We start from the raw sequence: 21,876 nt of genomic DNA on the forward strand, positions 1-21,876 counted from the left end.
CGACATCAAGGCAGTCTTGGTAGCCGCCGCCTCATGCCGGGCGCAAGCCAATTCTTTGCGTGATCGCGTTTTCGATAAGCCCCAGCGCATCATAGATCAGCACCGCCATCAGGCCGACGATCAGACCGCCTTGCAGGATGAAGGCGGTGTTGTCGGAGATCAGTCCGGCAATGATGACTTCGCCAAGCCCCTTGGCCGCCACCGTCGAGCCGATCGTCGCGGTGCCGATGTTGATGACCGTCGCAACCTTTAGGCCCTCCAGAATGAGCGGCAGGGCGAGCGGCAGTTCCACCCGAAAGAGCCGCTGCGTGCCATTCATGCCCATGCCGTCGGCGGCATCCAGCACGGAGGGAGAGACTTGCTTCAGGCCGGAGACGGTATTCTCGAAGATCGGCAGCAGGCCATAGAGAAAGAGGGCGATCAATGTCGGTCCGGCACCGAAGCCGGTCGCCGGCACGGCCAAGGCGAGCACCGCGACCGGCGGGAAGGTCTGGCCGGCATTGGCGATCGCCCGCGACAACGGCAGGAAGTCTTCGCCGCTCTTGCGGGTAACGAAAATGCCGCCGAGGATCGCAAGGACCGCGCTGCCCGCGATCGAGATCGCCACAAGGAAGAGATGCGAAGCGGCAAGCTGCGGAAGGCTGTTTTGCGTGTAGACGGCCGGCGCATTGTTGCTCGTCAACGGCACGAGCAGAAAGGACAGCCACTCTGTCCTGAACAACAGGATCAGGAGCAATAGCAGTGCGGCAACACGGAAAAGGTTTGCAAATACGAGCTTCATGCCTTGCGGCCCAGCTCGAGCAGCCGTGTCATCGAGATCGAGCCGACCGGCGTCTTGTCGGCGTCCTGAACGGCGGCTTCGCCAGCCCCTTGCCAGATCATCTCGGCCAGAGCATCGCGCAGGCTGAGCGATTGCGGCAATGTGTAAGCCAGACCCGGCTTTGCCGGCTCCATGCTTTCCTTCAGCGGTAGCAGCGACATCAGTTTCAGCGCCCGGTCGGAGGTGCCGGTCAGTTGCTGCACGAAGGGGTCGGCCGGTTCGGTCAGGATTTTCTCCGGTGTCGAGCATTGCAGCAGCTTGCCGGTGCTCATCACGGCGATCTGGTTGCCGAGGTGGAAGGCCTCGTCCATGTCGTGCGTGACAAGGACCACCGTCGTGCCGAACTGTTTCTGGATTGCGAGGAGATCGTCTTGCGCCTTGCCGCGGATGACAGGATCGAGCGCGCCGAACGGCTCGTCCATCAGCAGCAGTTCCGGCTCCGCCGCCAGCGCTCGCGCAACGCCGACGCGCTGCTGCTGGCCGCCGGAAAGCTGGTGCGGATACTTTTCGGCAAAGGTCGCCGGATCGAGGTTGAAGAGGCCAAGCAGTTCTTCGACGCGGCTGTTGATCTTTGTCGTGTCCCAGCCGAGAAGCTGCGGTACCGTGGCGATGTTCTGTGCGACTGTCCGATGCGGAAAAAGACCGTGGCCTTGGATGGCGTAGCCGATCTTGCGGCGAAGGTCCGTCACCGGCACGTCCATGACGTTCTGGCCGCCGACAAAAATCTCACCCGCGGTGATCGGCACCAGACGGTTGATCATCCGCATCAGCGTCGATTTACCCGAGCCCGAGGTGCCGACAATGACGGTAATCGAGCCTTTCTCGACATCCATCGAGACATTGTCGACGACGGTTGCCGCGCCGTAGCGCTTGGTAACGTTCCTGATCTCGATCATGCTCATGCGGCGGATCCCCGTATGCTGTCGATGACCGCATCGAGGATGACGGCCGACGAGAAGGCGAAGAAAACGGTCGGCACGGCGCCGAGCAGAACGAGGTCCATGGCCGTCTGACCAAGCCCCTGGAAGATGAAGATCCCGAAGCCGCCGCCACCGATCAGCGCCGCCACCGTTACCAGGCCGATCGCCTGCACAAGCACGATGCGGATGCCCGTGAGAATGACGGGAAAGGCAAGCGGCAGGTCGATGCCGGTGAGGACCTGTCGGCGCGTTAATCCCATCCCCGCGGCGGCATCGCGCACTGAGGGATCAACACCCTGAAGGCCGACGACCGTGTTGGCAACGATCGGCAGCAGCGAATAGAGGATGAGCGCGATCAGCGCCGGCGCAGCGCCGATGCCGCGAATGCCAATGGAGGCTGCAGCAGGAACGTGGGTTGCGAGATAGCCGAGCGGCAGCATCAGGATACCGAAAAGCGCAAGGCTCGGGATCGTCTGGATCAGGCTCAGTGCCTGCAAGACGGCAGCGCGCAGTTTTGGTACCCAGAAACAGATGATGCCGAGCGGCAGGGCGATGACGACGGCGATCGCCAGCGAGCCGAGTGCCAGAAGCAGATGGGTCACCGCCTCGGTCCAGAATTGCGCGGACCGGGTCGCGAATTCCTTCATGATCGAGAGATTGTCGAGCAGACCCGAGGTGAGGAAGATGCCGAGCAGGCCGGTGTAGGCAGCAAGGGCTGCAATCCGCATCCACGGGGTAAGGCTGATCTTCACGAGCGCGTCCGAGATGATGAGCCCGATGACCGCGAACAGCACCCAGAATCCGCCGCCAGGCGTCATGCGTGCGGCATTGCTGTTCGGCGGTGTGAATGCTGCGGCCGCAAGCCCGATCGTCGCAAGCAGTGCCGCAAAGCAGAGGGTCGCAATCACCAGCCGCAGCAGCGCGTTTTGCAGGAATAGAACGGCCAGAGCGGTGACGATGAGGAGGATTGTCAGGATGACGGCGGACGGCTGGTCCAGAAGCTGCGTCAGCAGCATGGGCTTTCCGGCGGCGATGCGGTTTGCCTTTACATAGATGAAAGGCAGGAGCGCAGTTGCGACGACGCCGGCCGTCACAAGCACCACGCCGAGCCGGTCCAGCTTGCGGACCGCTAAGGTTTCTTCCATCGATCCATCCCTGTCCGGTCAGAAAGGCTGCTCCGCCCGCGGGCAGGGCGGAGCATCGGGCGACGAGATTACTTCAGGAAGCCTTTTTCCTTCAGGTAGCCCTCAGCAACGGACTTCGCCGGTTCGCCATCCACCTGGATCTTGCCGTTCAGCTTGCGCAGTTCATCGGCGCTCAGGCTCTTGAAGATTGGTGCAAGGACTTCCTCGATCTTCGGGTTTGCCTTCAGCACTTCCTCGCGAATGATGGCGGTCGGCGCATAGACCTGCTGCACGTTCTTGTCGTCTTCGAGAACCGTCAGCTCGGCGGCCTGAATCGCACCGTCGGTGCCATAGACCATGGCGGTGTTGGCACCGTTCGTCTGGTCGGCTGCGGCCTTGATGGTAGCGGCCGTGTCACCGCCCGACAGAACGATTTCCTGATCCGGCTTCAGCGCGAAGCCATAGGTCGTCTGGAACGCCGGCAGCGCGCCGGCCGAGTTGACGAACTCGGCGGAAGCCACAAGCTTGGCAGCGCCGCCACCGGCGACCCACTTGCCGAAATCGGACATGGTCTTCAGGTTGTTCGGACCGGCGACGTCGTTGCGCACGGCGAGCGCCCAGGTGTTGTTGGCCGGAGATGGAGTCAGCCAGACGATCTTGTTGGCATCGTAGTCGAGCTTCTTCGCAAGCTCGTAGCCCTGTTCGAGGTTCTTCCAGGCTGCGTCATCAGCCTTGTTGAAGAAGAAGCCGGCATTGCCGGTATATTCCGGATAGATGTCGATTTCGCCGGCGGTGATCGCCTTGCGAAGAACCGGCGTCGTGCCGAGCGCAACGCGGTCCTGCGTCTTGATGCCGTTTGCATTGAGCGCCAGCACGATCACGTTGCCGAGCAGCGTGCCCTCAGTATCGATCTTCGATGAAACGACGACGTCTGCAGCGTGGGCCGCGCCTGCCGCAAAAGCGGAGAGCGAAACGGCAAGAGCGAATTTCTTCAGCATGGATTGTCCCCTTGATTTACACCGTTTGACTGCGCGGAAAGCCCCGGCGGAAGGCTCCCACGTATAAAATCACCGGCGAAAGCAGCCCCGCTGCGATCATGCCGGAAATATGTGCGTGATGGAAATAGTGTTCGCGTTCAAAAAATCGATGCAAGCCTCTCCAGTTTTGCGGTCGCGGCGTGATTATGGCGGTGAATGCAAACGCTTGCGCGAAAATGCATTTCCTTTTCCATCCCCGCCGCGATTTGTTTTTGTTCCCTTGCGCGTTTCCGCAGATGTCCGGTGCTATTTCAGTGGTTCTACTGCCACGCCCGGTTTTGTTGTTGGCAAGAACGATAGCCTTCTGATTTCGCGACAGGGATATCTTTTTTAGCGAACACATCATATCGTTCGATTTTTCATATCGTTACGGAGAAAGCGGTTGCAGCTCGGCACGTTGTTTGTTGCTAGTCACGTGCTCTCGTCCGGCTCGGTCAGAGAGACGGCACGAAACCTTTCACTCGCGGCATCGACCGTCTCGACAGCAGTCCGCAACCTTGAGATCGAATTGGCGCTCAAACTGACCGAGCGCAGTTCCGGCGAGCTTGCGACGTTGCTTGCCAGCGACGACGTTCGTGAAAAGCTCCGGCCGATTGTGCAGTCGGCCGAGGCGCTGGCGGGATGGATGGGAACTGACAGGCCATCGCGCCTGCCGTTCAAGATCGCCACCATGGAACGTTTTCTCGAGGTCGCCGACCAGGGCAGCATCAACCGTGCGGCTCGGCGGCTGAAGCTTGGTCAGCCGCAGCTTTCGCTTCAGATCGCGACTTTGGAGAAGGCGCTGGGTCATCGCCTGTTCGAGCGGCAGGCTCAAGGCTCTGCGCTGACTGAGCAGGGCAACCAGGTCTATGCCATCTTCCAGGCAATCGCTCAGGGATGGAATGAACTGAAGGCATCCGCCGACGAGCGCTATCAGCGCACGGCGCGGGCGCTCCGCATCGGTTCGATCATTCCAACGGGATCTGAAAGTTGGGTTGCGCGATGCCTTGGCGCGCTCGTCGCCGAATGGAATGCCGGCGGCAATAAGAACGCGATCTCGCTGGTGTTGATGACCGCGGATGATTTGCGGGAAGCCCTCAAAGCCGGCCGTATCGATGTTGCAATTCTCGATTCCGTCTTCGGCCTTGAGCGTTTCCAGCACCGCGAACTGCTGCAGACGAATATGGTTCTTATCGCGCCGCCGCAGAGCCGGGAGCGGACTGTGGCCGAACTTGTCGAAAGTCACGCGATCTGCACGCCGAGTTCGCGGACCGGTCTCGGACACGCCACGATGGCGCTGAGCCATGAGCGCACCAACAATCGCCGATACCGAAACCAGGACATCACGGCGGCCGACTCGCTACCGGTCATCGTCGACCTTGTCGCCAACCACGGCTACATCTCGTTTCTCGGCCGCGTCAGCGCCATGCCTATTGCCGGCAAGGTTCGGATCGTCGAGCTCGACGAGTATATTCCGATGTCCTATCACATCGCCTTCAACCATCGGAAAGCCTCAGCAGATGCAAGCGCCATGATCATCGACGCCGTCGCCAAAATAATTGCCGAGCCCGTCGCGCAAGAGACTGCCTTCGCTTAAAGAGACAGTGGCGGAGAAGGAGATTCGAGCGTGGCCGTTTTGCTGGAAGTATGCGTGGATAGCCCACAGGGCCTTGCGGCTGCAATCTTGGGCGGCGCCGGTCGTATCGAACTCTGCTCGGCTCTGGAGCTTGGCGGACTGACGCCGCTCGCAGGTCTCATGAAGGCTGCTGCCGCAGCACCTATTCCTGTCTATGCGATGATCCGGCCGCATGCCGGGCCCTTCGTATTCGATGCGGCTGACGAGGAGGCGATGATGGCCGATATCGATGCCGTGCGCGCCTTTGGCCTCGCCGGGGTTGTCATCGGCGCCAACCGCGTGGACGGCACATTGGATATGCCTCTGATCAGCCGGCTAAAGGCTCGGGCCGAGGGACTTGGATCGACGCTCCACCGGGCCTTCGACCTCGTCCCGGATGCCGATGCGGCGCTGGAACAGGTGATCGAGCTTGGCTGTGAGCGCATCCTGACATCAGGTTGCGTGCCGAAGGCGATCGACGGCCTCGAGACGTTGAGCCGTCTTTCCAGCAAGGCGGCTGGCCGTATCTCGATCATGCCCGGCAGTGGCCTGAGACCGGGCAACGTCGCCGATATACTACGAGCCACCGGGGCGAGCGAGGTTCACGCCTCTTGCAGCTCACGGATCGACAGCATCGATCCACGGGCCGTTGCCTTCGGCTTCGAAGCAGCGACGACGAGCCGGACGGATGCTGACGTCGTCCGTCAGATGCAGGCGGCGATCGAGGCCATTTAGGCGCTGACCTTGATAACAGCTTTGATCAGGCCATTTTTTTCGTGCGCCCAGCGTGCCAAGTCGCGCGGTGCATCCGCCAGGGTCGTTCGGTGAGTGATCAACTGCTCGACGGGCACGAGGCCCTTGGCGATCGAATCCGCGACATGTTCGAAATCGACGCGGGTAGCGTTGCGGCTGCCGATCACCATCATTTCGCGCTTGTGAAACTCCGGATCGGAGAAACGGATGTCGTCCTTCACGACGCTGACCAGCACCAGCGCGCCGCCATGGGCGACGAAGCCGAAGGCCTTTTCCATCGAAGGGCCATAGCCGGTGGCATCGAAGACGACGTCGAAACCATCGCCGCTCGTCTTGGCCTTGACTGCCTCGGCAGTATTTTCGTCCGCAACGATGCCCGAGGAAAAGCCAAACCGATCTGCGGCCATCTGCAGCCGCTCCCGGCTGGTGTCGAGCAGTGTCACGTCATGCCCGGCAATCCGCGAGAAGATCGCGGCCCCGAGCCCGATCGGACCTGCACCGATGACGAGTGAGCGTGATCCGGTCGGCGCCATCGAACGGCGAACGGCATGGGCGCCGATTGCCAGGAACTCGGTCGTGGCCGCGGCCTCCAGGCTCACGCCCTTTGCAGCATAGAGATTGCCAGCCGGCACCGTGATCTCATCACAAAAGGCTCCGTCGGTATGCACGCCGAGTACCTTAATGTCTGTGCAGCAATTCGGCTTGCCCTGGCGGCAGGCGACACAGTTGCCGCACGAAAGATAGGGGTTGACGATGACAGGCGTGCCGACTGCCATGGCGACGCCGTCACCGGCTTCCAGAACCGTCGCCGAGATCTCGTGCCCCATCACGCGCGGATATTCGAGGAACGGATGCTTTCCCTCGAAGATGTGGTAGTCAGTGCCACAGATGCCGACATGACTGACCGCAAGGCGGACCCAACCGGCTGACGGCGTGCCGGGGGAGAGGCGCTCCACGAGTTCGAGGACGCCGGGTTCTTGGCAGAGCACTGCTTTCATGATGGTCTCGCATTCCTGAAATTGAAGAAGCCGGCCTCTGGGGCCGGCTTCGCGTCCCCGCGCCGCGGCTTACGCGCTGCGGCGGCGGCGCAGTTGATCGAAGTAGACGATCACGATGATCAGCAGACCGGTGATGATGCGCTGCCAGAACGAGTTGACGTTGAGCAGGTTCGCACCATTGTTGATGGTCGCCAGAATAAAGGCGCCGATGAGCGGCCCGTGAACCGAACCGACAGCGCCGAAGAGGCTCGTGCCGCCGATCACCGAGGAGGCGATCGCCTGCAGCTCCCATCCGTCCGCCTGCGTCGCATTGCCGATCGCGATGCGCGAGGCAAGCAGAACGCCGACGAACGCAGCGAAAGTCGCCGAGAGAATGTAGGCAAGGTAGATGATGCCGTTCACCCGGACGCCCGACAGGCGGGCGGCTTCGCGGTTCGAGCCGACGGCAAAGAGATAGCGCCCCCAACGGCTCAGATGCAGAAAGACAAAGGACGGAACCGCGACGAGAATGACCATCCAGAACAGGCTCGGCACGCCGAGAAAATCGGCGCGGGCAAAGTTCGTGAAAGGCTCGTTGACGATATTGATCGTCGAACCGTTGGTGATCAAAAGCCCGATACCGCGCAGCGACGTGAGCGTTGCCAGCGTGATGATGAAGGGTGGTAGCCCCATTTTTACGATGCCGAAGCCATGGAACGCGCCGATGGCGACGCCGATCAGCAGTGTTATCAGGATGGACGCCCAGACCGGCACGCCCGCCTGCAGCAGCCAGGCGAGGATGACGCTGGTGAAGCCGACGATCGCGCCGACCGAAAGGTCGATGCCGGCGGTGATGATCACGAAGGTCTGGCCGAGCGCCAGGATCGCCGTCATTGCACCTTGGCGCAACAGGTTGGAGATGTTCAGCGGCGTCCAGAAGCTGACGGTCACGAAGCCGAGAAGGATCCAGAGACAGGCCAAAAGACCGATAAGGGTCAGGCCGAAGAGGATATTCACTTTTCGACGCGGCGGCGGCGCGGCGATTTCGGTCGGGGCTACGGTCATTGGTTTTCTCTCCCTCTTTTTCTTTTAGACGCCGATCGCTTCGCTGAGCACTTCTTCGTGCGTTGCCGCGTGGAAGTCGTGGCTCGCGACGAGCTGGCCGCGGCGGAAAACGTGCAACCGGTCGGCAAGCTCGTAAACCTCCGGCAGATAGGACGAGATCAGGATGATCCCGGCCCCCTGCTTCAGAAGCTTGGCAAACAGGCGGTAAATTTCCGCCTTCGTGCCAACGTCGACGCCCACGGTCGGCTCGTCGAAGATGAAGAGGCGTGCGCCGTAGCTCAGCCACTTGCCAATGACGACCTTCTGCTGATTGCCGCCCGACATCGCGGACACGAGGACGCGCCGGCTTGGCGTCTTGATCGAAAGGTCACGGATCTGCTGGTCGGCGTTCTGCGATTCCTCCCTGTGGCTGATAACCGGGCCCTTGCTCATCCGCTTGAAGACGGGGAGATTGATGTTGAGCCCGATCGGCAGGTTGAGGCAAAGACCCTGGTCGCGGCGGCTCTCCGGCGCCAGCGCAATCCCGAGCTCCATCGCGGTGCGCTCGTTGTTGATATCGACCTTCCTGCCCATCCAGTGGATCTCACCGGCCGTCGTCTTTTCCCGGCCGAAGAGGCCCAGCGCGAATTCGCTTCGCCCCGCACCGATCAGGCCGTAGAGGCCGACGATCTGCCCGGCCTTGACCGAGAGCGACACGTTCTCGAAGCCCGGCCCGGAAAGCCCGCGCACGTCGAGGATCGTTTCTCCGATCGGGATCTCTTCCTTATGATAGATCTGCTCGATCGAGCGGTTGATCATGAGAGCGATCAGCTCGACCTCGTTCGTCTCGCCGATGGCGCGCGTGCCGACATGCGTGCCGTCGCGCAGCACTGAGACACGATCCGCGAGCTCGAATACCTCTTCCATGCGGTGGCTGATGTAGACGATCGTCACGCCTTCGCCCTGCAGGCGACGGATCAGCTTGAAAAGCTGCGCCGATTCCTGACGCGTGAGGTAAGCGGTCGGTTCGTCGAAGATCAGAAACTGGGTGCCGCGCATCGCCGCACGCGCCGTCGCGACGAGCTGCTGCTGGCCGATCGTCAGATCGGCGAGCGGGACGCCGGCTGGTAGCCCGAAGCCGAGATCGTCGAGCACGGCCTGCGCCATCTTCTCCATCTCTCTCTTGCGCATCAGGCCATATTGATTGACCTCGTCGCCAAGGAAGAGGTTGGCCGCGACCGTCAGATGCGGGCAAAGCACGACTTCCTGGTGCACGGCGTTGATGCCGCGCGCGATCGCCTCGTTGGGCGTCGCGAGGGCGACTGGATGACCGCACCATAAAATCTCGCCTGCCGTTCTGGTGATAACGCCGGTCAGCAGCTTGATCAGCGTCGACTTGCCAGCGCCATTCTCACCGACGATCGCATGAATCTCGCCGGCCAGGAACGTTACCGTCGCCGGTTTCAGCGCCTGCACGTAGCCGTAATTCTTCTGCAATCCCTTGAGTTCGAGGATCGGGGCGCCCGCGGGAATGCGGTTTGCCTCCGTCAGCGTGGCGCTGTCATCGTGGCGATGACTGACCTCTTCCAGGCTCATTGGCGCGTCTCCTCCTCGCGAATTGCCGTCTTTCCACCGGCCGTCCGCGGTCCTGATGCGGACGATAACACAGGTGAAGGAAAGGCCGCGCGGGATTTGTCTCGCGCGGCCATTGTCACATGTTTTACTTAATCTTCGGATTCAGCAGAGCGTCGATCTTCGGGTCGCTCATGTTGGCCTTCGTGACCAGGTTGGCGCCCGTATCGACCTTCTCTTCGACCTTCTCGCCCTTGGATACGGCGAGTGCCGTCTTCACGCCGTCATAGCCCATGCGGTAGGGATCCTGAACGACGAGACCGGCAAGCGAGCCGTCCTTGAGGAAGCCAACCGTCTTGCCGTCGCTATCAAAGGCGATGACCTTGATCTTGTCGCCGAGCTTGTTCTCCGCAATCGCCTGGCCGACACCCTGTCCCAAGATGAGGTTCGAGGCGAAAACACCCACAAGGTTAGGATTGGCCGTGATCAGATCGGTCATCATGTTGAGGCCGGTCGTCGCCTGGCCATCACCGTATTTGTCGGCAATGACCTTAAGGCCGGGATGCTTCGTCTTCACTTGATCCAGGAAACCTTCGCGGCGCTGCTCAAGCGAGCCGACGCCCGGAAGGTTGGTGAGGATGACGACTTCGCCCTCTTCCTTGCCGGTCATTTCCTTGATGGCCGCGGCAAGGCCGTCGGCTGCGATGCGACCGCCCTGAACGTTGTCGGTCGTCAGGAACGACTTAAACGCCTTGGAGTCGGCGCCCGAGTCGATGCCGATGATCGGAACGGACTTGGCGGCTTCATCGATCGGCTTGCCGAGCGCCTTGAACTCCGTCGGCGAGATCACGATTGCAGCCGGCTTGCCGGCAACGGCGTTCTCAAGAATGCTGATCTGGCCGTTAATGTCGGATTCGGCCTGCGCGCCGAGTTCCGGCACGTTGACGCCGAGATCCTTGCCAGCAGCGCGGGCGCCGGCCAAAACGATCTGCCAGTAGAAGGACGTCGTGTCCTTGACGATGATCGGGATCGTCACGTCAGCCGCAAACGACGTCACCGGCATTGCGGTGGCGATAACGGCAGCACCCGCGAGAGCCGTGAAGGCTCGGCGGGAGAGAATGGATTTCATGCGCATGTAGTTCTCCTCCAAGATGCGTTCTCCTCCTGACAAACCGTACCGCTGAACGCAGGCGGGCGATTTTTATCGATAAAAAACATTTACCACGAGAAGCTAGCCGAGCGAAAGTCAAATTGCAAGTGGCTCGGCAGGCTCGATTGTCGTTTCTTCGTTCGCCGCAAGTAGTTGTTTTTACAATTATTCAACCGCAATCTGAAGTTCTGTCAGCCGCGATAGACTTCATGCGGGTGAACAACGCCTTTCTTCAAAATCAAGTTGCCGTAGAGCCGGAATTCTGTCGTCGCCACGATATAGGCAGCCGTGCGAGCGCGCTCATAAAAGGCAAAGCGTTCGAGGGAGGCGATACTGAAGTCGCCAGCGCGCCTCGACACGATTTCCTGAAATTCGGCACAAACTTCGGGCACTGCCTTCGGATCGCCAACCACCTCCATGCGCCACGCCGTTTCCGGCACGAACGTATCGAGCGGAAAATGCGTCAGGATGGCCTCGGCCATGTCGGTCGCGCTGACGCCGTCGGCGCGAATGACCTCCGGTCCCATCGTGCTCGACGGGAAATTGGCGTCGGCAATGACGATGTCGTCGCCGTGCCCCATGCAGGCGATCGCGCGCAGCAGGTCGGGATTGAGGATGGGATGGATGCCTTTGAGCATGGTCGGTCCTTAAACACGCACGGCGTCGTCGCCGAGTGGCGGCGCGACGAGCGTCAGAGCTTCGAATTCCGGGAAGATGGAGTTTGGCAAGGCCGGCTCGAAAAGCTGCATGTTGCGCTGCAGGCTCGATGCCTTGGCCGTGCCGATCAGCACGGACGCGACGAGCGGATCGCGGAGCGGAAATTGCAGCGCAGGGGCGGCCAACGGAACACCGTGCTTAACGGCAATCTCTTCCATGCCCGCGACCTTGGCGAGCACTTCATCTGTCGCGGGCATGTAGTCGAAATGCGAGCCGGGCACGGGTCCGGTTGCAAGGATGCCTGAATTGAAGACGCCGCCGACCACGAGCGATGTGCCCTTCTTCCTGCAGAGCGGCAGCAGTTCAGCAACCGCCGACCGATCGAGTAGGGTGTAGCGACCGGCCATCAGGATGCAGTCGATGTCGGCATTGCGCATCACGTCGAGGCAGACCGGCACCTCGTTGACACCGAGCCCGAAGGCCTTGATCGCACCGGAGGATTTCAGCTCCTCCAACGCCTTGATGCCGCTATCCAGGAATTGCTTCTGAAGGACGGCGTTCTTCGCCGCACCATGCGTGTACCCGCCGATATCATGCACATAGAGGATATCGATCCGGTTCAGTCCAAGACGGGCGTAGCTGAACTCCACCGAACGCATGATGCCATCGTAGGAATAGTCGTAGTCGGCATCGAAGGAGAGCGGATCGACATAGCTGTAGTCTGGAACCGTCCCCGTCGGCACCGGGCGCAGCAGCCGGCCGACCTTGCTCGAGAGCACCCACTCCTTCTCCGGCTTGTCGCGCAGGAAGTCGCCGAAGCGACGCTCGGCCAGGCCGAGGCCATACCACGGCGCGACATCGAAGTAGCGAATGCCGCTGTCCCAGGCGGCTTCCAGTGTCTCCATGGCCTGCTCGCGCGGGCAGGCGCGATACAGGCCGCCGAGAGCGGCGCCACCGAAGCTCACTTCGGTCACCTCCAGCTGCGTGCTGCCGATCCTCCTCGTCTTCATTATTCCTCCTCTGAAGACCTGATGCGTGTGATTTAGAGCGTCGCTCCGAGATGCCACGGCACGAACTCATTGTCGCCGTAGCCGAATTCTTCGCTCTTCGTCTTCTTGCCCGACGCCGTGTCGATGATCAGGTCGAAGATCTCGCGGCCCTTGCCGCTGATCGTCGCATCGCCTGTCGCGATCGTGCCGCAGTCGATATCCATATCCTCTTCCATAGAGGCATACAGCGCCGAATTGCTGGAAAGCTTGATCGAAGGCGCCGGACGACAGCCGAAGCAGCTGCCGCGGCCGGTAGTGAAGGCGATCATGTTCGCGCCGCCGGCTACCTGGCCGGTTGCGGAGACCGGATCGTAGCCTGGGGTGTCCATGAAGACGAGACCCGGCGCGCTGACGCGCTCGGCATAGCCATAGACGGCCGTCAACGGGGAACGACCGCCCTTGGCAACGGCACCGAGCGATTTTTCCAGGATGGTCGTCAGGCCGCCGCGCTTGTTGCCCGGCGAGGGATTGTTGTCGAGCGATGCCCCGTGCAACGCCACGTACTTCTCCCACCACGCGATCTTGTCGTCGAGCTTCCTGGCAACCTCGTCGTTGACTGCACGGCTGCGAAGCAGGTGCTCGGCACCGTAGATCTCGGAGGTTTCGGAAAGGATTGCCGTGCCGCCGGCAGCCGCCAGCAAGTCGGCGGCAACTCCAAGCGCCGGGTTCGCGGTGATGCCGGAAAAGCCATCAGAACCGCCGCACTGCAGACCGATGACGATGTCGCTGATCGGCAGCGGCACCCGCTTTTCCTTGCCGACATCCTGTGCGATCTCGCGAAGCATGCCCATGGCGCGCTCGACTGCACGGCGTGAGCCGCCAGCATCCTGGATGTTGAAATGGCGCTTGGAATTGCCTGCGCCGCTTTGGCCGTAGAGCGTGAGCTGGTTGACTTCGCAGCCGAGGCCGATCATCAGCACGCCGCCGAAGTTCACATGCCTGGTATAGCCGGCAAGGGTCCGGTGCAGCACCGCCATGCCGTCGCCGGTGGAGCTCATGCCGCAGCCCTGGTCATGCACGATCGGCACGAAACCGTCGATGCCGTCGAAATACGGCAATATCGTCCGGTTGGCCTCGTCGGCGATTGCGCGACAGACCGTGGTGGAACAGTTCACGCTGGCAATGATGCCGATGTAGTTGCGTGTCGCCGAGCGACCGTCGGCACGACGATAGCCCATGAAAGTGCGCGCCCGGTCGGCGGCACTTGCTTCCTCGGGCGCCGAGTTGGCGGTTGCAGCGAGGCGATCGTTCTCGAAATGGAGATTGTGGCTGTGAATATGGTCGCCGGCCTTCACATCGGCCGTCGTCCGCCCGATCGCCTGCCCGTATTTGACGACGGGCTGGCCGAGCGGAATATCGGCCAGTGCGATCTTGTGGCCGGGATCGATCTTCTCGCGTGTCTGGATGCCGGCGACCGTCGTGCCGGAGGGGATTGTCGCTGTAGCGACCGCAACGTTGTCGCCGGCAGACAAGATGATCCAGGGGTCTTTGGTCAACAGTCTTCTCCCTAGGGAAACACTCGCTGCGTCGGCGAATGCTCATTGATTTTGTTTTTTATCTACAATAAACATTTTCAAGTCAACGGGATTATTGATCCTGTGGACGAGGGAGGCAAACAGCCGCATGCAATCCAAAATAAGATAAGGATTGCTAAGAGATAAGCTTCTGCCACGCTTCGCGCCGCACCCTGCGGCCGGCCGATCCGTGTTGCCGGGGCAAGAGGGCGGGTGCGCATGGCAAGGCAGAATACAGTCTTCAAGGAAGCATACAACCGCTATGCCGCCGCTTTGCGCACGGATGCGGCGCTGCCGTCGGAGCCGGACATCGCGGCCCAGCTCGGCATCAGCCGCAGCACTGCCCGGGCAATCCTGACAAGGCTCAGCGATTCCGGCATCATTCGCTGGAACAAGCGCCAGAAGGTCGTCCTGCGACTGCCGACCGAGGCCGATCTCTTCCCGTCGGAGGAGACGGATTCGCTGCACGACATTATTGAGCGCAGCTTTATGCAGCGCATCCTGTCGGATGATGCAGCACCCGGCATGCAGATCAATGAGTTGGAACTCGCGCGCGAGATCGGGACCGGCACGACCAGTGTCCGCGAGTTTCTGATCCGCTTTTCGCGGTTCGGCCTGATCGAGAAGCGCCCGAACAGCCACTGGATTCTCAAGGGATTTACACGCGATTTTGCGCTGGAGTTGGCCGACGTGCGCGAGATGTTCGAGCTGCATTCGGCGGCTGAATTCGGCAAGCTTCCACCTGAGAGCGACGCATGGCGTGCGCTGTCGGACATCAAGGCCGAGCACCAGTCGATGCTGCGCGATCTCGACGCGCGCTACAAGGAGTTTTCAACCCTCGACGAACGATTCCATCTGCTCATTCACGCAGCGTCGAAGAATCGCTTCATCGCCGATTTTTACGATGCGATCGCGATCATCTTTCACTATCACTACCAGTGGAACAAAGCTTTCGCACGCGAGCGCAACGAACGCGCCATTCACGAGCACCTGGATTATATCGCCGCACTGGAATCGCGCGATCAGGCGGCGATTGATTTCTCCTGTCGCCTGCATTTGCGCTCGGCGAGGCAGACGTTGCTACAATCGATTCCGCAGGCGCCTTCCGACGAGTTTCTGGCAGAGAGTTGATCTAAAAAGAAAACCCGGCCGAAGCCGAGTTGGTGACCTCGCCGCCATCATCGGTCATTGTTCTGACCGTCTTGGTGTTGCAGCCATCGCGATAGTGTCGGTCACGATCTCGCACGGCGCCAACTCTGATGCCCTGCTCGTTGATGGTAATTCCGGGACGCACACGACCATAATCGTCGTCGCTCCGTTTGCGCGTCACGGTCACGCTGTCAGCCATGGCAGGAGCGACGAACGAACAGAGCGCAATCGCCGCAACAGTACAGTTCATAAGGGTGGCGAGGATCTAGTGCGACGCTTCGCTGGCCGCTGACGCCACCCGCGTCCGGCCGTGTTCACGTCCCACTGGAATGAGCCAGGCCGACAGGAACGTCAGTACGGCAACCACGGTCACACCCCAGAACGTCCAGTGAAGCGAGGCATCGAAAACCGCGCGGATCGCGGGATCGGCCGCCAATTCGGAAAGCCCGGTTGGCTGGTTTAGTACATCATGCAGCGAGCTTGCTGCATCGCCGGCGGCATAATGGTTGATGCCGGCATTGAGAATGGCGCCGAGCACGGTTGCGCCGAGCGTATTGCCGAGGCTGCGGGCGAATATGATCGAGGCAGTGGCGCTGCCACGCATCGACCATTCGACGCTGTCCTGCACGAGCGCGATGCTGGTGAGGCTGATCAGCCCCATGCCGAAGCCCATGAAAAACGAGCCTGCTCCAGCAAGCGCGGGATGGCTGTCGGGCGTCAGCAGTAGCAGGAAGGACGCACCGAAGGGAAACATCAGGCTCCCGACCCGCAATGTCCGGCGGATGCCGAACGCCTTGAAGAAGCGGCTGGAGAGCATTACCGCCAGCGGCCAGCCGACAACCAGCATGGTCAAGGTAAAGCCGGCCACGATCGACGACCGCCCGAGGACGCCCTGGACGTACATGGGCAATACCGTCGACAGGCCGATCAGCGCCATTCCGGCCAACAGCGTCGCGGCGTTGCTGGTCGCAACCAGCCGGCGGCTCCAGAGAGCGATGGAAATGATCGGCTCTGCCGCTCGTTTCTCCTGCCGCAGGAAAAGGATGGCGGCAACGAAGAAGACTAGGGCGAGCGACACCAATACCCACGCCTTGGCCCCCGCGGCCTCTGTGAGGATGACGAGCAATGCGATGACGGCGATCGAAAACAGAATGGCGCCGAGATAATCGATCTTAGCTTGCTTATGTGCGACCGATTCTTTGAGGAAGAGGGCGAAGGCGGCGATCGACACGATGCCGATCGGCAGGTTGATCCAGAAGATCCAGGCCCAGGAAATGGTGTCAACGATCACACCGCCTGCGAGCGGCCCGACGACCGCCGACGTGGCCCACACAGTCGCCATGATCCCTTGCACGCGACCCCGCTCCTCCAGCGTGAAGAGGTCGCCAATGATCGTCATCGTTACCGGCTGGATCGCCCCGGCGCCGAGCCCCTGCAGCAGGCGGAAGACGATCAGCGACGCCATCGACCACGCAAGGCCGCAGAACAGGGAGCCGACGAGAAAGATCAGAATGCCGGCGATCAGCACCGGCTTGCGCCCGAAGATGTCCGAAAGCTTGCCATAGATGACGGTTGTCGTCGACTGCGCCAGAAGAAACGCCGAGAAGACCCAGCTGTAGTAGGTAAAACCGCCCAACTGCCCGACGATCTTAGGCATTGCGGTCGCGACGATCGTTGCCTCGATGGCGACCATGAAGGTCGCGAGCATGATGACGGCGACGACGAGCGCACGGTTCGAGCGCTGAGCTGTAGTGGGCATGACATCTTCTCCGGGTACTCCGCAAAGTGCCGGAAATGCTCGGCAAGTCGGCTAGGCGGAAACGCGCCGGCGCGAAGTGTTGCACCGTTCTATGCCGCCGGGCCAAAGGCGTCAATTATTATCCATTTGGCTACGAGTGCCGTTTTCCTGCGTCGCGGCGAAGGTGGCCAGTGCGCGGCATCTGGACCGGACCGTCGAGGTCGCCGCCGCCGCAACCATCCTCGATTGCGCCCCCGACCAGCTCTTCTCCTCCCGTCGCTCTCGCTTGCCGACAAAACCCTCCTCAAGGACAGCAAGCTCATCCTCGGAATGCCCGTCGAAGTCTCGTCCAACCGCCAAGCGAACCGCCCACGCATAGTTCATCAAACCATTCACCGACCAACCGATGAAGGCATTTAGAGAGGAATGAGGCATATAAAGGGGAGCGGCATGCGCATCGCGCGACACCTGCTTCAGAAGTCGCAACCTCAGCTGGATGATGGAACAGAGTTAAAATTCAATTACCGGCTGTCGGCTGCTTCTACTAGATTGCAATAATATATACCCCTATTGTTGTAAGAAGTGGATAGATGTTAGGCATTTTACAACAGGAAGGCGCATGCTATTCTTAGAAAGCTCTAGGTTTTTAGAGGTGATGTTGGGATTATTCTCGACATGGTAGCTGCTTCTATGGCTCGGTTTGGTCTTTGGCCAAATGAGCGTGTTGCTTGTTGTCGGCGTCGGCCGTACGACTTGAAGATATAAAAAACAATCTGGAGGAGACATCCGATGTTTCAAACAGAGACTTGGCTTCCCTTCGGCCTTTCCTAAAGGCCGCCGGGGCAATGGAGCCAACAGGCGAGTGGCTGGGAACCACCTTCGACCGCACGGTCGGACCGGGATGAAGGTCGTCTGAAACACTCATAGAGGTGAAAGCGCGGCAATTGTGCTGCTGTATACACTATCGGGCGGACGGCGTTATGAAACGACGCGGGCCGTACGTGAAACGCTGGAAATTCGCCACAGCATTGGAGTGGGTCCGATGATCAATAGCTTTGGTGAAGACATCTGCTTGCCCCTGGTGCAGTTGATCTACGAAACCGTTGTGAGCCCGCCTGAATGGGAAAAGGTCATAGCGGAGCTGATCGACATCACCAAGGCTGCGGCAGGTGCAGTCGTGGGCTTCAAAGGGGCGGAGGATCGGCGCGCGAGCGTGTTTGCAAAGGGCGTTCCGAAAGCCTCCCTCTGCAATCCGCCGATGATAGCCGCATTGCATGCAGCGACGCTCACCCTGGGGCAAGGGGCGTTCCTGACGATCGATTTGAAGGCCAAGCTCAATCCGCAATGGGACGTGCCTGTGCGCGAGTGTTTTGGTGCCGAGGGCAGCCTTCTTATACTCGTCCTCGTCAAGGAAGGCGGGCGCCGCATTGCACTCGTGCTTCATTTCGATCGGGGTGGTCGAAGCGAAACGGACAGAGCGGCCGAAACGCTGATGAAATTGCTGCCGCACTTTCAGACGGCCTTTGCTATACAGAAAACCACACTTCTGGAGCGGGAGAAATCCGCGCACATGGAGAGTGCCTTCTTCAGTTCCTCGGCTCCCTCTGCTATCATCACGGAAGACTATCAGGTGCGCCTCGCGAACGGGAGTTTCGAGAAATTTGTCGAAGCGTCGCATCTGCTCGTCGAATATAGCGACTCGGTGATCGATTTTGTCGATACCGCTCTTCAGGATGAGGTTGCTCGTCTGATCGGCATGGCGGCGTCGCATGGACGCGTTCGCCATGTTGCCTGGGTCGAGGACAAGGTTAAGAACATCAAATGGCTCGTCAGTGTCGATGCGCTGTCGGGACGTGTTGGCCTAGGATCGCAATTTAAAAACGTCTTTGCCACCAACGAGCGTGTTTACATGCTCACGATACGCGAACTTGGTGGAAACAGCCTGTTGGCACCAGACACCATCAAGTCCATCTTTGGCCTGACACCGACAGAGGCCGATCTCGCATATTGCCTTTTGAGGGGAGAAACGGCATCGGAGATCGCGCGGCAACGCGGGGTCTCAAAGAACACGGTACACAACCAGCTTGCCTCCGCGATGGCACGCGTCGGGGTGAACCGGCAGACGCAATTTCTCCACTGCCTGTCGATGCTCTCCGCGATGTGCTGACGTGTTGCTCAGAACCGCCAGGTAATGCTGACGGAAACGTTGTAGTCGATCGCGTGACTCATGCCGATAGTGGGCGATACGCCACCACCGGCATCCGCGACATAGTTGATCGTCGGTACTTTGTTGACGAAGTTCACGCCGGCGTCCAAGCCGACCACCAGGTTCTCGCTTGGCGCGTAGCGCAGCCCGGCGCCCACGCCGGCAAGCAGGCTGGCGTCATCGCGCGTTTCGGAGACAAAGTCGAAAGCGCCCGTCGATACACTTGGCAGAATTGCAGAATAATGGCTTCGATAGTGAGAATGGAGGTAAGCGCCCCCAAATCTCGCATCGAACGAGACGCTGAGATCCGGCTGCAGCGCCCTGCTTATGCCCAGTTCCGCGAGGGCGCCGACATAGCGCGCATCAAGTTCGTCGGTCTGCCCGACGCCGATCTCGGGGACTACCATGCCAGGAATGCTGGCCCCTATGACGAGCGTCCTGCGAAAATCCACGTCGCGATCGATGGAGCGATACATCGGGCCGAATTTGGGCGTAATCGTCCAGCCGCCTTGGAGATCGATCGGAGCGCCGAGTAGCAGCGTCTGATCGATCACTGTGGCATCCTCGCTGCGCTCATCGACGATAGCGCTGTTGCTGAGATCGCCGGTGGCGGCCAGTGTGATACCGGTATTGTCGGCATAGGCAGCATAGGCTGCGGCACTTGGGGTGCCGCCATTGGTCACGAGCGCGGTAAATACGCCGCCGGCAACCGAACTGCTCGAAGCAAATTGTGTAATCCGGCCATCAGCAAGCGACGATGACGCGTCGGAGTGGATGTGCGCCGTCCCCCCCGCGCTGTCGTTTACCGTGACATCTGCCACCGCGGCCGCAGGCAGCGTGCCCGTAGGTGATGCCGTCAGAGTATTGATGCTGCCGTTCGCCGAGTTGCCATAGCTCAGGTTTAGCGAATTTTGCCCGGCAAGGCTTGTTCGGTCCGTGGAATCGGAAGAAAGGTCTGCGATGCTGCCGTTCCACTCCAGGATAAGCGGCTGCGATCCAATCTGCCCAAGCGGCAGATCCAGGCTGATGCCGAGGTTGAGACCGTCGTCAACGACCCTGCTGTCTCCGCTTCCGAAGAAATCGGGCCGGCGCGAACCCCAGCTTGGCAGGCTCAGCCAGTTGATGCCGGTCCCGATCGTTAGGCTTGGCGCGGTTTCCTCGTTCTGCGCCGTTGGCGTCAGTTTGATGTCGTCCGCAACGGCAATGGAGGTGGTGCTTGCAAGGCTTGCCAGAGCCGCAGCAATGATCGCAGCCAGTTTGCGCGACTGAACAGCAAGGCAGATCCGCATTCTCTTGTCACCCCAATATGGCCGCCGAAGCACCCCGACACGACACACTGAGGTCTATTACTATTATAATTTAGTATACAATCAATTAGCCACGATTTCCCCTGTCGGGAAAGTTCACACGAACGGTGCATAAATGTCACGGCACCGACACGACGCAAAGCTTCTCGCCGTTCGGACCGTAGACGGTAAGCCTTGCGCTCCATCCGCTCGGCGACACCGAGACAGTCGATCGCGAAAGCGCAAGCCGTCCTGGGTCATCCTTCTGGAAATCACCGCCTTGAACATTGCTTGAGGTGTTGCCATTGGAATTCGAGAAGATCTCGAACTGGTAGCTTCCTTCACCGCGACCATCGCTTTCGATCGTCGGGACCAGGGTCATGGCGCCGCCAGTCTCCTTATGGTGCTCGATGATGCAATGTACGGGTGGGAGGGCCGCAATCATTGTAGGACTCCGTCGGGAAAGAGGTCAGCGGCATCGCCGCTGACCTTCAACTGAACTCGACTAGTGTTGAATGGTGATCGAATTGTTGCCGACGCCGGACTGATAGGTCTGAGAGTCGTTGCCATGACCAAACTGCCCGGTAAAAGACATGTTTCCTCTTCCCGTTTGTTCGGTATACGAGTCGTTACCGAAACCTCTTTGTAGGGTTACGGATTCGTTGTATTTGCCACGTTGAAAAGTTGACGCGTCATTCCAGCCGCCGCGCTGACCAGTGTAGCTGAAGTTGCCTTTGCCATGCTGGCTTGTGCCAGCGAAGTTGCCCCAGCCGCTCTGTTCCGTGATGGACTGATTATCCGCAGCGAATACGCCGGAGATCGACGAAAGCGCAAACACGGTTGCAATTACTAGGCCCTTGATTTTCATTGTATCTCTCCTCTTCCTCCCGTCGGAATTGACGGATGAGAGACACTACCGCATCGCCACTCGCGCGCGGGTTTCAAAGCTTACCTAATGGAATGGGTGAATTCCCCGTTTGCGCCAAGGAATGTGGTGTCGCTTAGTGACGAGGGGGGCGGCAAGTGCTTCTGCAACTATGCCATTAGTGACATTTGCCAGAGAAGTAGGCTGGAGATCTATAGTTCCTGAGGTCGTCGCTGCAACGATACGTTGGGCAACCGCGATGCGCCTCCACACGATTTAGAAAGAGATGGTGCCGCTTACGTGACTCGAACACGTGACCCCATCATTACGAATGATGTGCTCTACCGACTGAGCTAAAGCGGCAATCCCTGCGGCCGAACGATGCGGCCCGCGATTTGCATGGGGCTGATACAGGCATTGT

Annotated in this window: 20 protein-coding genes and 1 tRNA gene; 4 read left to right on the plus strand and 17 right to left on the minus strand. The window is 60.2% G+C overall.

Features of this window, described 5'->3' with window-relative positions:
• Positions 1-31: 31 nt before the first annotated feature.
• From ACSQ9D_RS00585 to osmF, 4 genes are all read right to left on the minus strand, one after another.
• A complete protein-coding gene (locus ACSQ9D_RS00585) occupies positions 32-781 on the minus strand; it encodes an ABC transporter permease (protein WP_037114586.1) in 750 nt (249 codons plus the stop codon).
• Complete coding sequence (locus tag ACSQ9D_RS00590; protein WP_436280748.1) at positions 778-1,722, minus strand: ABC transporter ATP-binding protein; 945 nt, start codon at positions 1,720-1,722, stop codon at positions 778-780. Before ACSQ9D_RS00590 ends, ACSQ9D_RS00585 begins: the two co-directional genes overlap by 4 nt.
• Complete coding sequence (locus ACSQ9D_RS00595) at positions 1,719-2,885, minus strand: ABC transporter permease (protein ID WP_436280749.1); 1,167 nt, start codon at positions 2,883-2,885, stop codon at positions 1,719-1,721. The genes ACSQ9D_RS00590 and ACSQ9D_RS00595 overlap by 4 nt, the downstream gene beginning before the upstream one ends.
• Before the next feature lie 68 nt (positions 2,886-2,953).
• Entirely contained in the window at positions 2,954-3,862 is a 909-nt protein-coding gene (gene osmF, locus ACSQ9D_RS00600) for a glycine betaine ABC transporter substrate-binding protein OsmF (protein ID WP_037114578.1), read from the minus strand.
• A 421-nt stretch (positions 3,863-4,283) separates the two neighbouring features.
• Here osmF and ACSQ9D_RS00605 point away from each other — a divergent pair, with 421 nt between their 5' ends.
• Entirely contained in the window at positions 4,284-5,477 is a 1,194-nt protein-coding gene (locus tag ACSQ9D_RS00605; protein ID WP_436280750.1) for a LysR family transcriptional regulator, read from the plus strand.
• A gap of 30 nt (positions 5,478-5,507) precedes the next feature.
• Positions 5,508-6,230 carry a copper homeostasis protein CutC gene (locus ACSQ9D_RS00610; RefSeq protein WP_436280751.1) on the plus strand — a complete coding sequence of 241 codons (723 nt, stop codon included), beginning with the start codon at positions 5,508-5,510 and terminating at the stop codon, positions 6,228-6,230.
• Here ACSQ9D_RS00610 and ACSQ9D_RS00615 read toward each other — a convergent pair.
• The 7 genes from ACSQ9D_RS00615 to ACSQ9D_RS00645 all read right to left on the minus strand — a co-directional run bounded on the left by ACSQ9D_RS00615 (position 6,227) and on the right by ACSQ9D_RS00645 (position 14,193).
• Positions 6,227-7,246 (minus strand): zinc-binding alcohol dehydrogenase family protein, encoded by a 1,020-nt coding sequence (locus ACSQ9D_RS00615; RefSeq protein ID WP_436280752.1) that lies wholly within the window; start codon positions 7,244-7,246, stop codon positions 6,227-6,229. The genes ACSQ9D_RS00610 and ACSQ9D_RS00615 overlap by 4 nt on opposite strands.
• 69 nt (positions 7,247-7,315) lie before the next feature.
• Positions 7,316-8,290: an ABC transporter permease gene (locus tag ACSQ9D_RS00620; protein WP_436280753.1), complete on the minus strand. Its 975-nt coding sequence runs from the start codon at positions 8,288-8,290 to the stop codon at positions 7,316-7,318.
• Between the two features lie 24 nt (positions 8,291-8,314).
• Positions 8,315-9,865, minus strand: coding sequence for a sugar ABC transporter ATP-binding protein (locus ACSQ9D_RS00625; protein WP_436280754.1), 1,551 nt, complete (start codon positions 9,863-9,865; stop codon positions 8,315-8,317).
• Positions 9,866-9,989: 124 nt separating this feature from the next.
• Positions 9,990-10,976 carry an ABC transporter substrate-binding protein gene (locus tag ACSQ9D_RS00630; RefSeq protein ID WP_436280755.1) on the minus strand — a complete coding sequence of 329 codons (987 nt, stop codon included), beginning with the start codon at positions 10,974-10,976 and terminating at the stop codon, positions 9,990-9,992.
• A 206-nt stretch (positions 10,977-11,182) separates the two neighbouring features.
• The gene (locus ACSQ9D_RS00635) at positions 11,183-11,629 is read right to left on the minus strand and encodes an RbsD/FucU family protein (RefSeq protein WP_436280756.1); all 447 of its coding nucleotides are present in this window, start codon (positions 11,627-11,629) and stop codon (positions 11,183-11,185) included.
• Positions 11,630-11,638: 9 nt separating this feature from the next.
• Positions 11,639-12,658 carry an aldo/keto reductase gene (locus ACSQ9D_RS00640; RefSeq protein WP_436280757.1) on the minus strand — a complete coding sequence of 340 codons (1,020 nt, stop codon included), beginning with the start codon at positions 12,656-12,658 and terminating at the stop codon, positions 11,639-11,641.
• A 32-nt stretch (positions 12,659-12,690) separates the two neighbouring features.
• Entirely contained in the window at positions 12,691-14,193 is a 1,503-nt protein-coding gene (locus tag ACSQ9D_RS00645) for a UxaA family hydrolase (RefSeq protein WP_436280758.1), read from the minus strand.
• 237 nt (positions 14,194-14,430) lie between these two features.
• Between ACSQ9D_RS00645 and ACSQ9D_RS00650 the strand changes: the two genes are divergently transcribed.
• A complete protein-coding gene (locus ACSQ9D_RS00650) occupies positions 14,431-15,342 on the plus strand; it encodes an FCD domain-containing protein (RefSeq protein WP_436280759.1) in 912 nt (303 codons plus the stop codon).
• A gap of 1 nt (position 15,343) precedes the next feature.
• Here the strand turns inward: ACSQ9D_RS00650 and ACSQ9D_RS00655 are convergent, their stop codons facing one another.
• Both ACSQ9D_RS00655 and ACSQ9D_RS00660 read right to left on the minus strand, forming a co-directional pair.
• Entirely contained in the window at positions 15,344-15,610 is a 267-nt protein-coding gene (locus tag ACSQ9D_RS00655) for a hypothetical protein (RefSeq protein ID WP_436280760.1), read from the minus strand.
• Between the two features lie 15 nt (positions 15,611-15,625).
• A complete protein-coding gene (locus tag ACSQ9D_RS00660; protein WP_436280761.1) occupies positions 15,626-17,119 on the minus strand; it encodes an MDR family MFS transporter in 1,494 nt (497 codons plus the stop codon).
• 1,021 nt (positions 17,120-18,140) lie between these two features.
• On the opposite strand from ACSQ9D_RS00660, the gene ACSQ9D_RS00665 reads away from it, so the two are divergent.
• Entirely contained in the window at positions 18,141-19,265 is a 1,125-nt protein-coding gene (locus tag ACSQ9D_RS00665) for a helix-turn-helix transcriptional regulator (RefSeq protein WP_436280762.1), read from the plus strand.
• Between the two features lie 8 nt (positions 19,266-19,273).
• Here ACSQ9D_RS00665 and ACSQ9D_RS00670 read toward each other — a convergent pair whose 3' ends face one another.
• The 4 genes from ACSQ9D_RS00670 to ACSQ9D_RS00685 all read right to left on the minus strand — a co-directional run bounded on the left by ACSQ9D_RS00670 (position 19,274) and on the right by ACSQ9D_RS00685 (position 21,818).
• Complete coding sequence (locus ACSQ9D_RS00670) at positions 19,274-20,593, minus strand: hypothetical protein (RefSeq protein WP_436280763.1); 1,320 nt, start codon at positions 20,591-20,593, stop codon at positions 19,274-19,276.
• Between the two features lie 136 nt (positions 20,594-20,729).
• A complete protein-coding gene (gene csgH, locus ACSQ9D_RS00675) occupies positions 20,730-21,035 on the minus strand; it encodes a curli-like amyloid fiber formation chaperone CsgH (protein ID WP_436280764.1) in 306 nt (101 codons plus the stop codon).
• 60 nt (positions 21,036-21,095) lie between these two features.
• Positions 21,096-21,458 (minus strand): hypothetical protein, encoded by a 363-nt coding sequence (locus ACSQ9D_RS00680; RefSeq protein ID WP_436280765.1) that lies wholly within the window; start codon positions 21,456-21,458, stop codon positions 21,096-21,098.
• A 284-nt stretch (positions 21,459-21,742) separates the two neighbouring features.
• Positions 21,743-21,818, minus strand: a tRNA-Thr gene (locus tag ACSQ9D_RS00685).
• Positions 21,819-21,876 lie beyond the last annotated feature (58 nt).

This window comes from Rhizobium sp. LjRoot258 (genome assembly GCF_964254185.1).
Classification (GTDB): domain Bacteria; phylum Pseudomonadota; class Alphaproteobacteria; order Rhizobiales; family Rhizobiaceae; genus Rhizobium.

What these genes read in the sequence shown, in the direction of transcription:
- ACSQ9D_RS00585 (WP_037114586.1), bottom strand. Translation starts at nt 781, where the DNA reads ATGAAGCTCGTATTTGCAAACCTTTTCCGTGTTGCCGCACTGCTATTG.
- ACSQ9D_RS00590 (WP_436280748.1), bottom strand. Translation starts at nt 1,722, where the DNA reads ATGAGCATGATCGAGATCAGGAACGTTACCAAGCGCTACGGCGCGGCA.
- ACSQ9D_RS00595 (WP_436280749.1), bottom strand. Translation starts at nt 2,885, where the DNA reads ATGGAAGAAACCTTAGCGGTCCGCAAGCTGGACCGGCTCGGCGTGGTG.
- osmF (WP_037114578.1), bottom strand. Translation starts at nt 3,862, where the DNA reads ATGCTGAAGAAATTCGCTCTTGCCGTTTCGCTCTCCGCTTTTGCGGCA.
- ACSQ9D_RS00615 (WP_436280752.1), bottom strand. Translation starts at nt 7,246, where the DNA reads ATGAAAGCAGTGCTCTGCCAAGAACCCGGCGTCCTCGAACTCGTGGAG.
- ACSQ9D_RS00620 (WP_436280753.1), bottom strand. Translation starts at nt 8,290, where the DNA reads ATGACCGTAGCCCCGACCGAAATCGCCGCGCCGCCGCCGCGTCGAAAA.
- ACSQ9D_RS00625 (WP_436280754.1), bottom strand. Translation starts at nt 9,865, where the DNA reads ATGAGCCTGGAAGAGGTCAGTCATCGCCACGATGACAGCGCCACGCTG.
- ACSQ9D_RS00630 (WP_436280755.1), bottom strand. Translation starts at nt 10,976, where the DNA reads ATGCGCATGAAATCCATTCTCTCCCGCCGAGCCTTCACGGCTCTCGCG.
- ACSQ9D_RS00635 (WP_436280756.1), bottom strand. Translation starts at nt 11,629, where the DNA reads ATGCTCAAAGGCATCCATCCCATCCTCAATCCCGACCTGCTGCGCGCG.
- ACSQ9D_RS00640 (WP_436280757.1), bottom strand. Translation starts at nt 12,658, where the DNA reads ATGAAGACGAGGAGGATCGGCAGCACGCAGCTGGAGGTGACCGAAGTG.
- ACSQ9D_RS00650 (WP_436280759.1), top strand. Translation starts at nt 14,431, where the DNA reads ATGGCAAGGCAGAATACAGTCTTCAAGGAAGCATACAACCGCTATGCC.
- ACSQ9D_RS00655 (WP_436280760.1), bottom strand. Translation starts at nt 15,610, where the DNA reads ATGAACTGTACTGTTGCGGCGATTGCGCTCTGTTCGTTCGTCGCTCCT.
- ACSQ9D_RS00660 (WP_436280761.1), bottom strand. Translation starts at nt 17,119, where the DNA reads ATGCCCACTACAGCTCAGCGCTCGAACCGTGCGCTCGTCGTCGCCGTC.
- ACSQ9D_RS00665 (WP_436280762.1), top strand. Translation starts at nt 18,141, where the DNA reads ATGATCAATAGCTTTGGTGAAGACATCTGCTTGCCCCTGGTGCAGTTG.
- ACSQ9D_RS00670 (WP_436280763.1), bottom strand. Translation starts at nt 20,593, where the DNA reads ATGCGGATCTGCCTTGCTGTTCAGTCGCGCAAACTGGCTGCGATCATT.
- csgH (WP_436280764.1), bottom strand. Translation starts at nt 21,035, where the DNA reads ATGATTGCGGCCCTCCCACCCGTACATTGCATCATCGAGCACCATAAG.
- ACSQ9D_RS00680 (WP_436280765.1), bottom strand. Translation starts at nt 21,458, where the DNA reads ATGAAAATCAAGGGCCTAGTAATTGCAACCGTGTTTGCGCTTTCGTCG.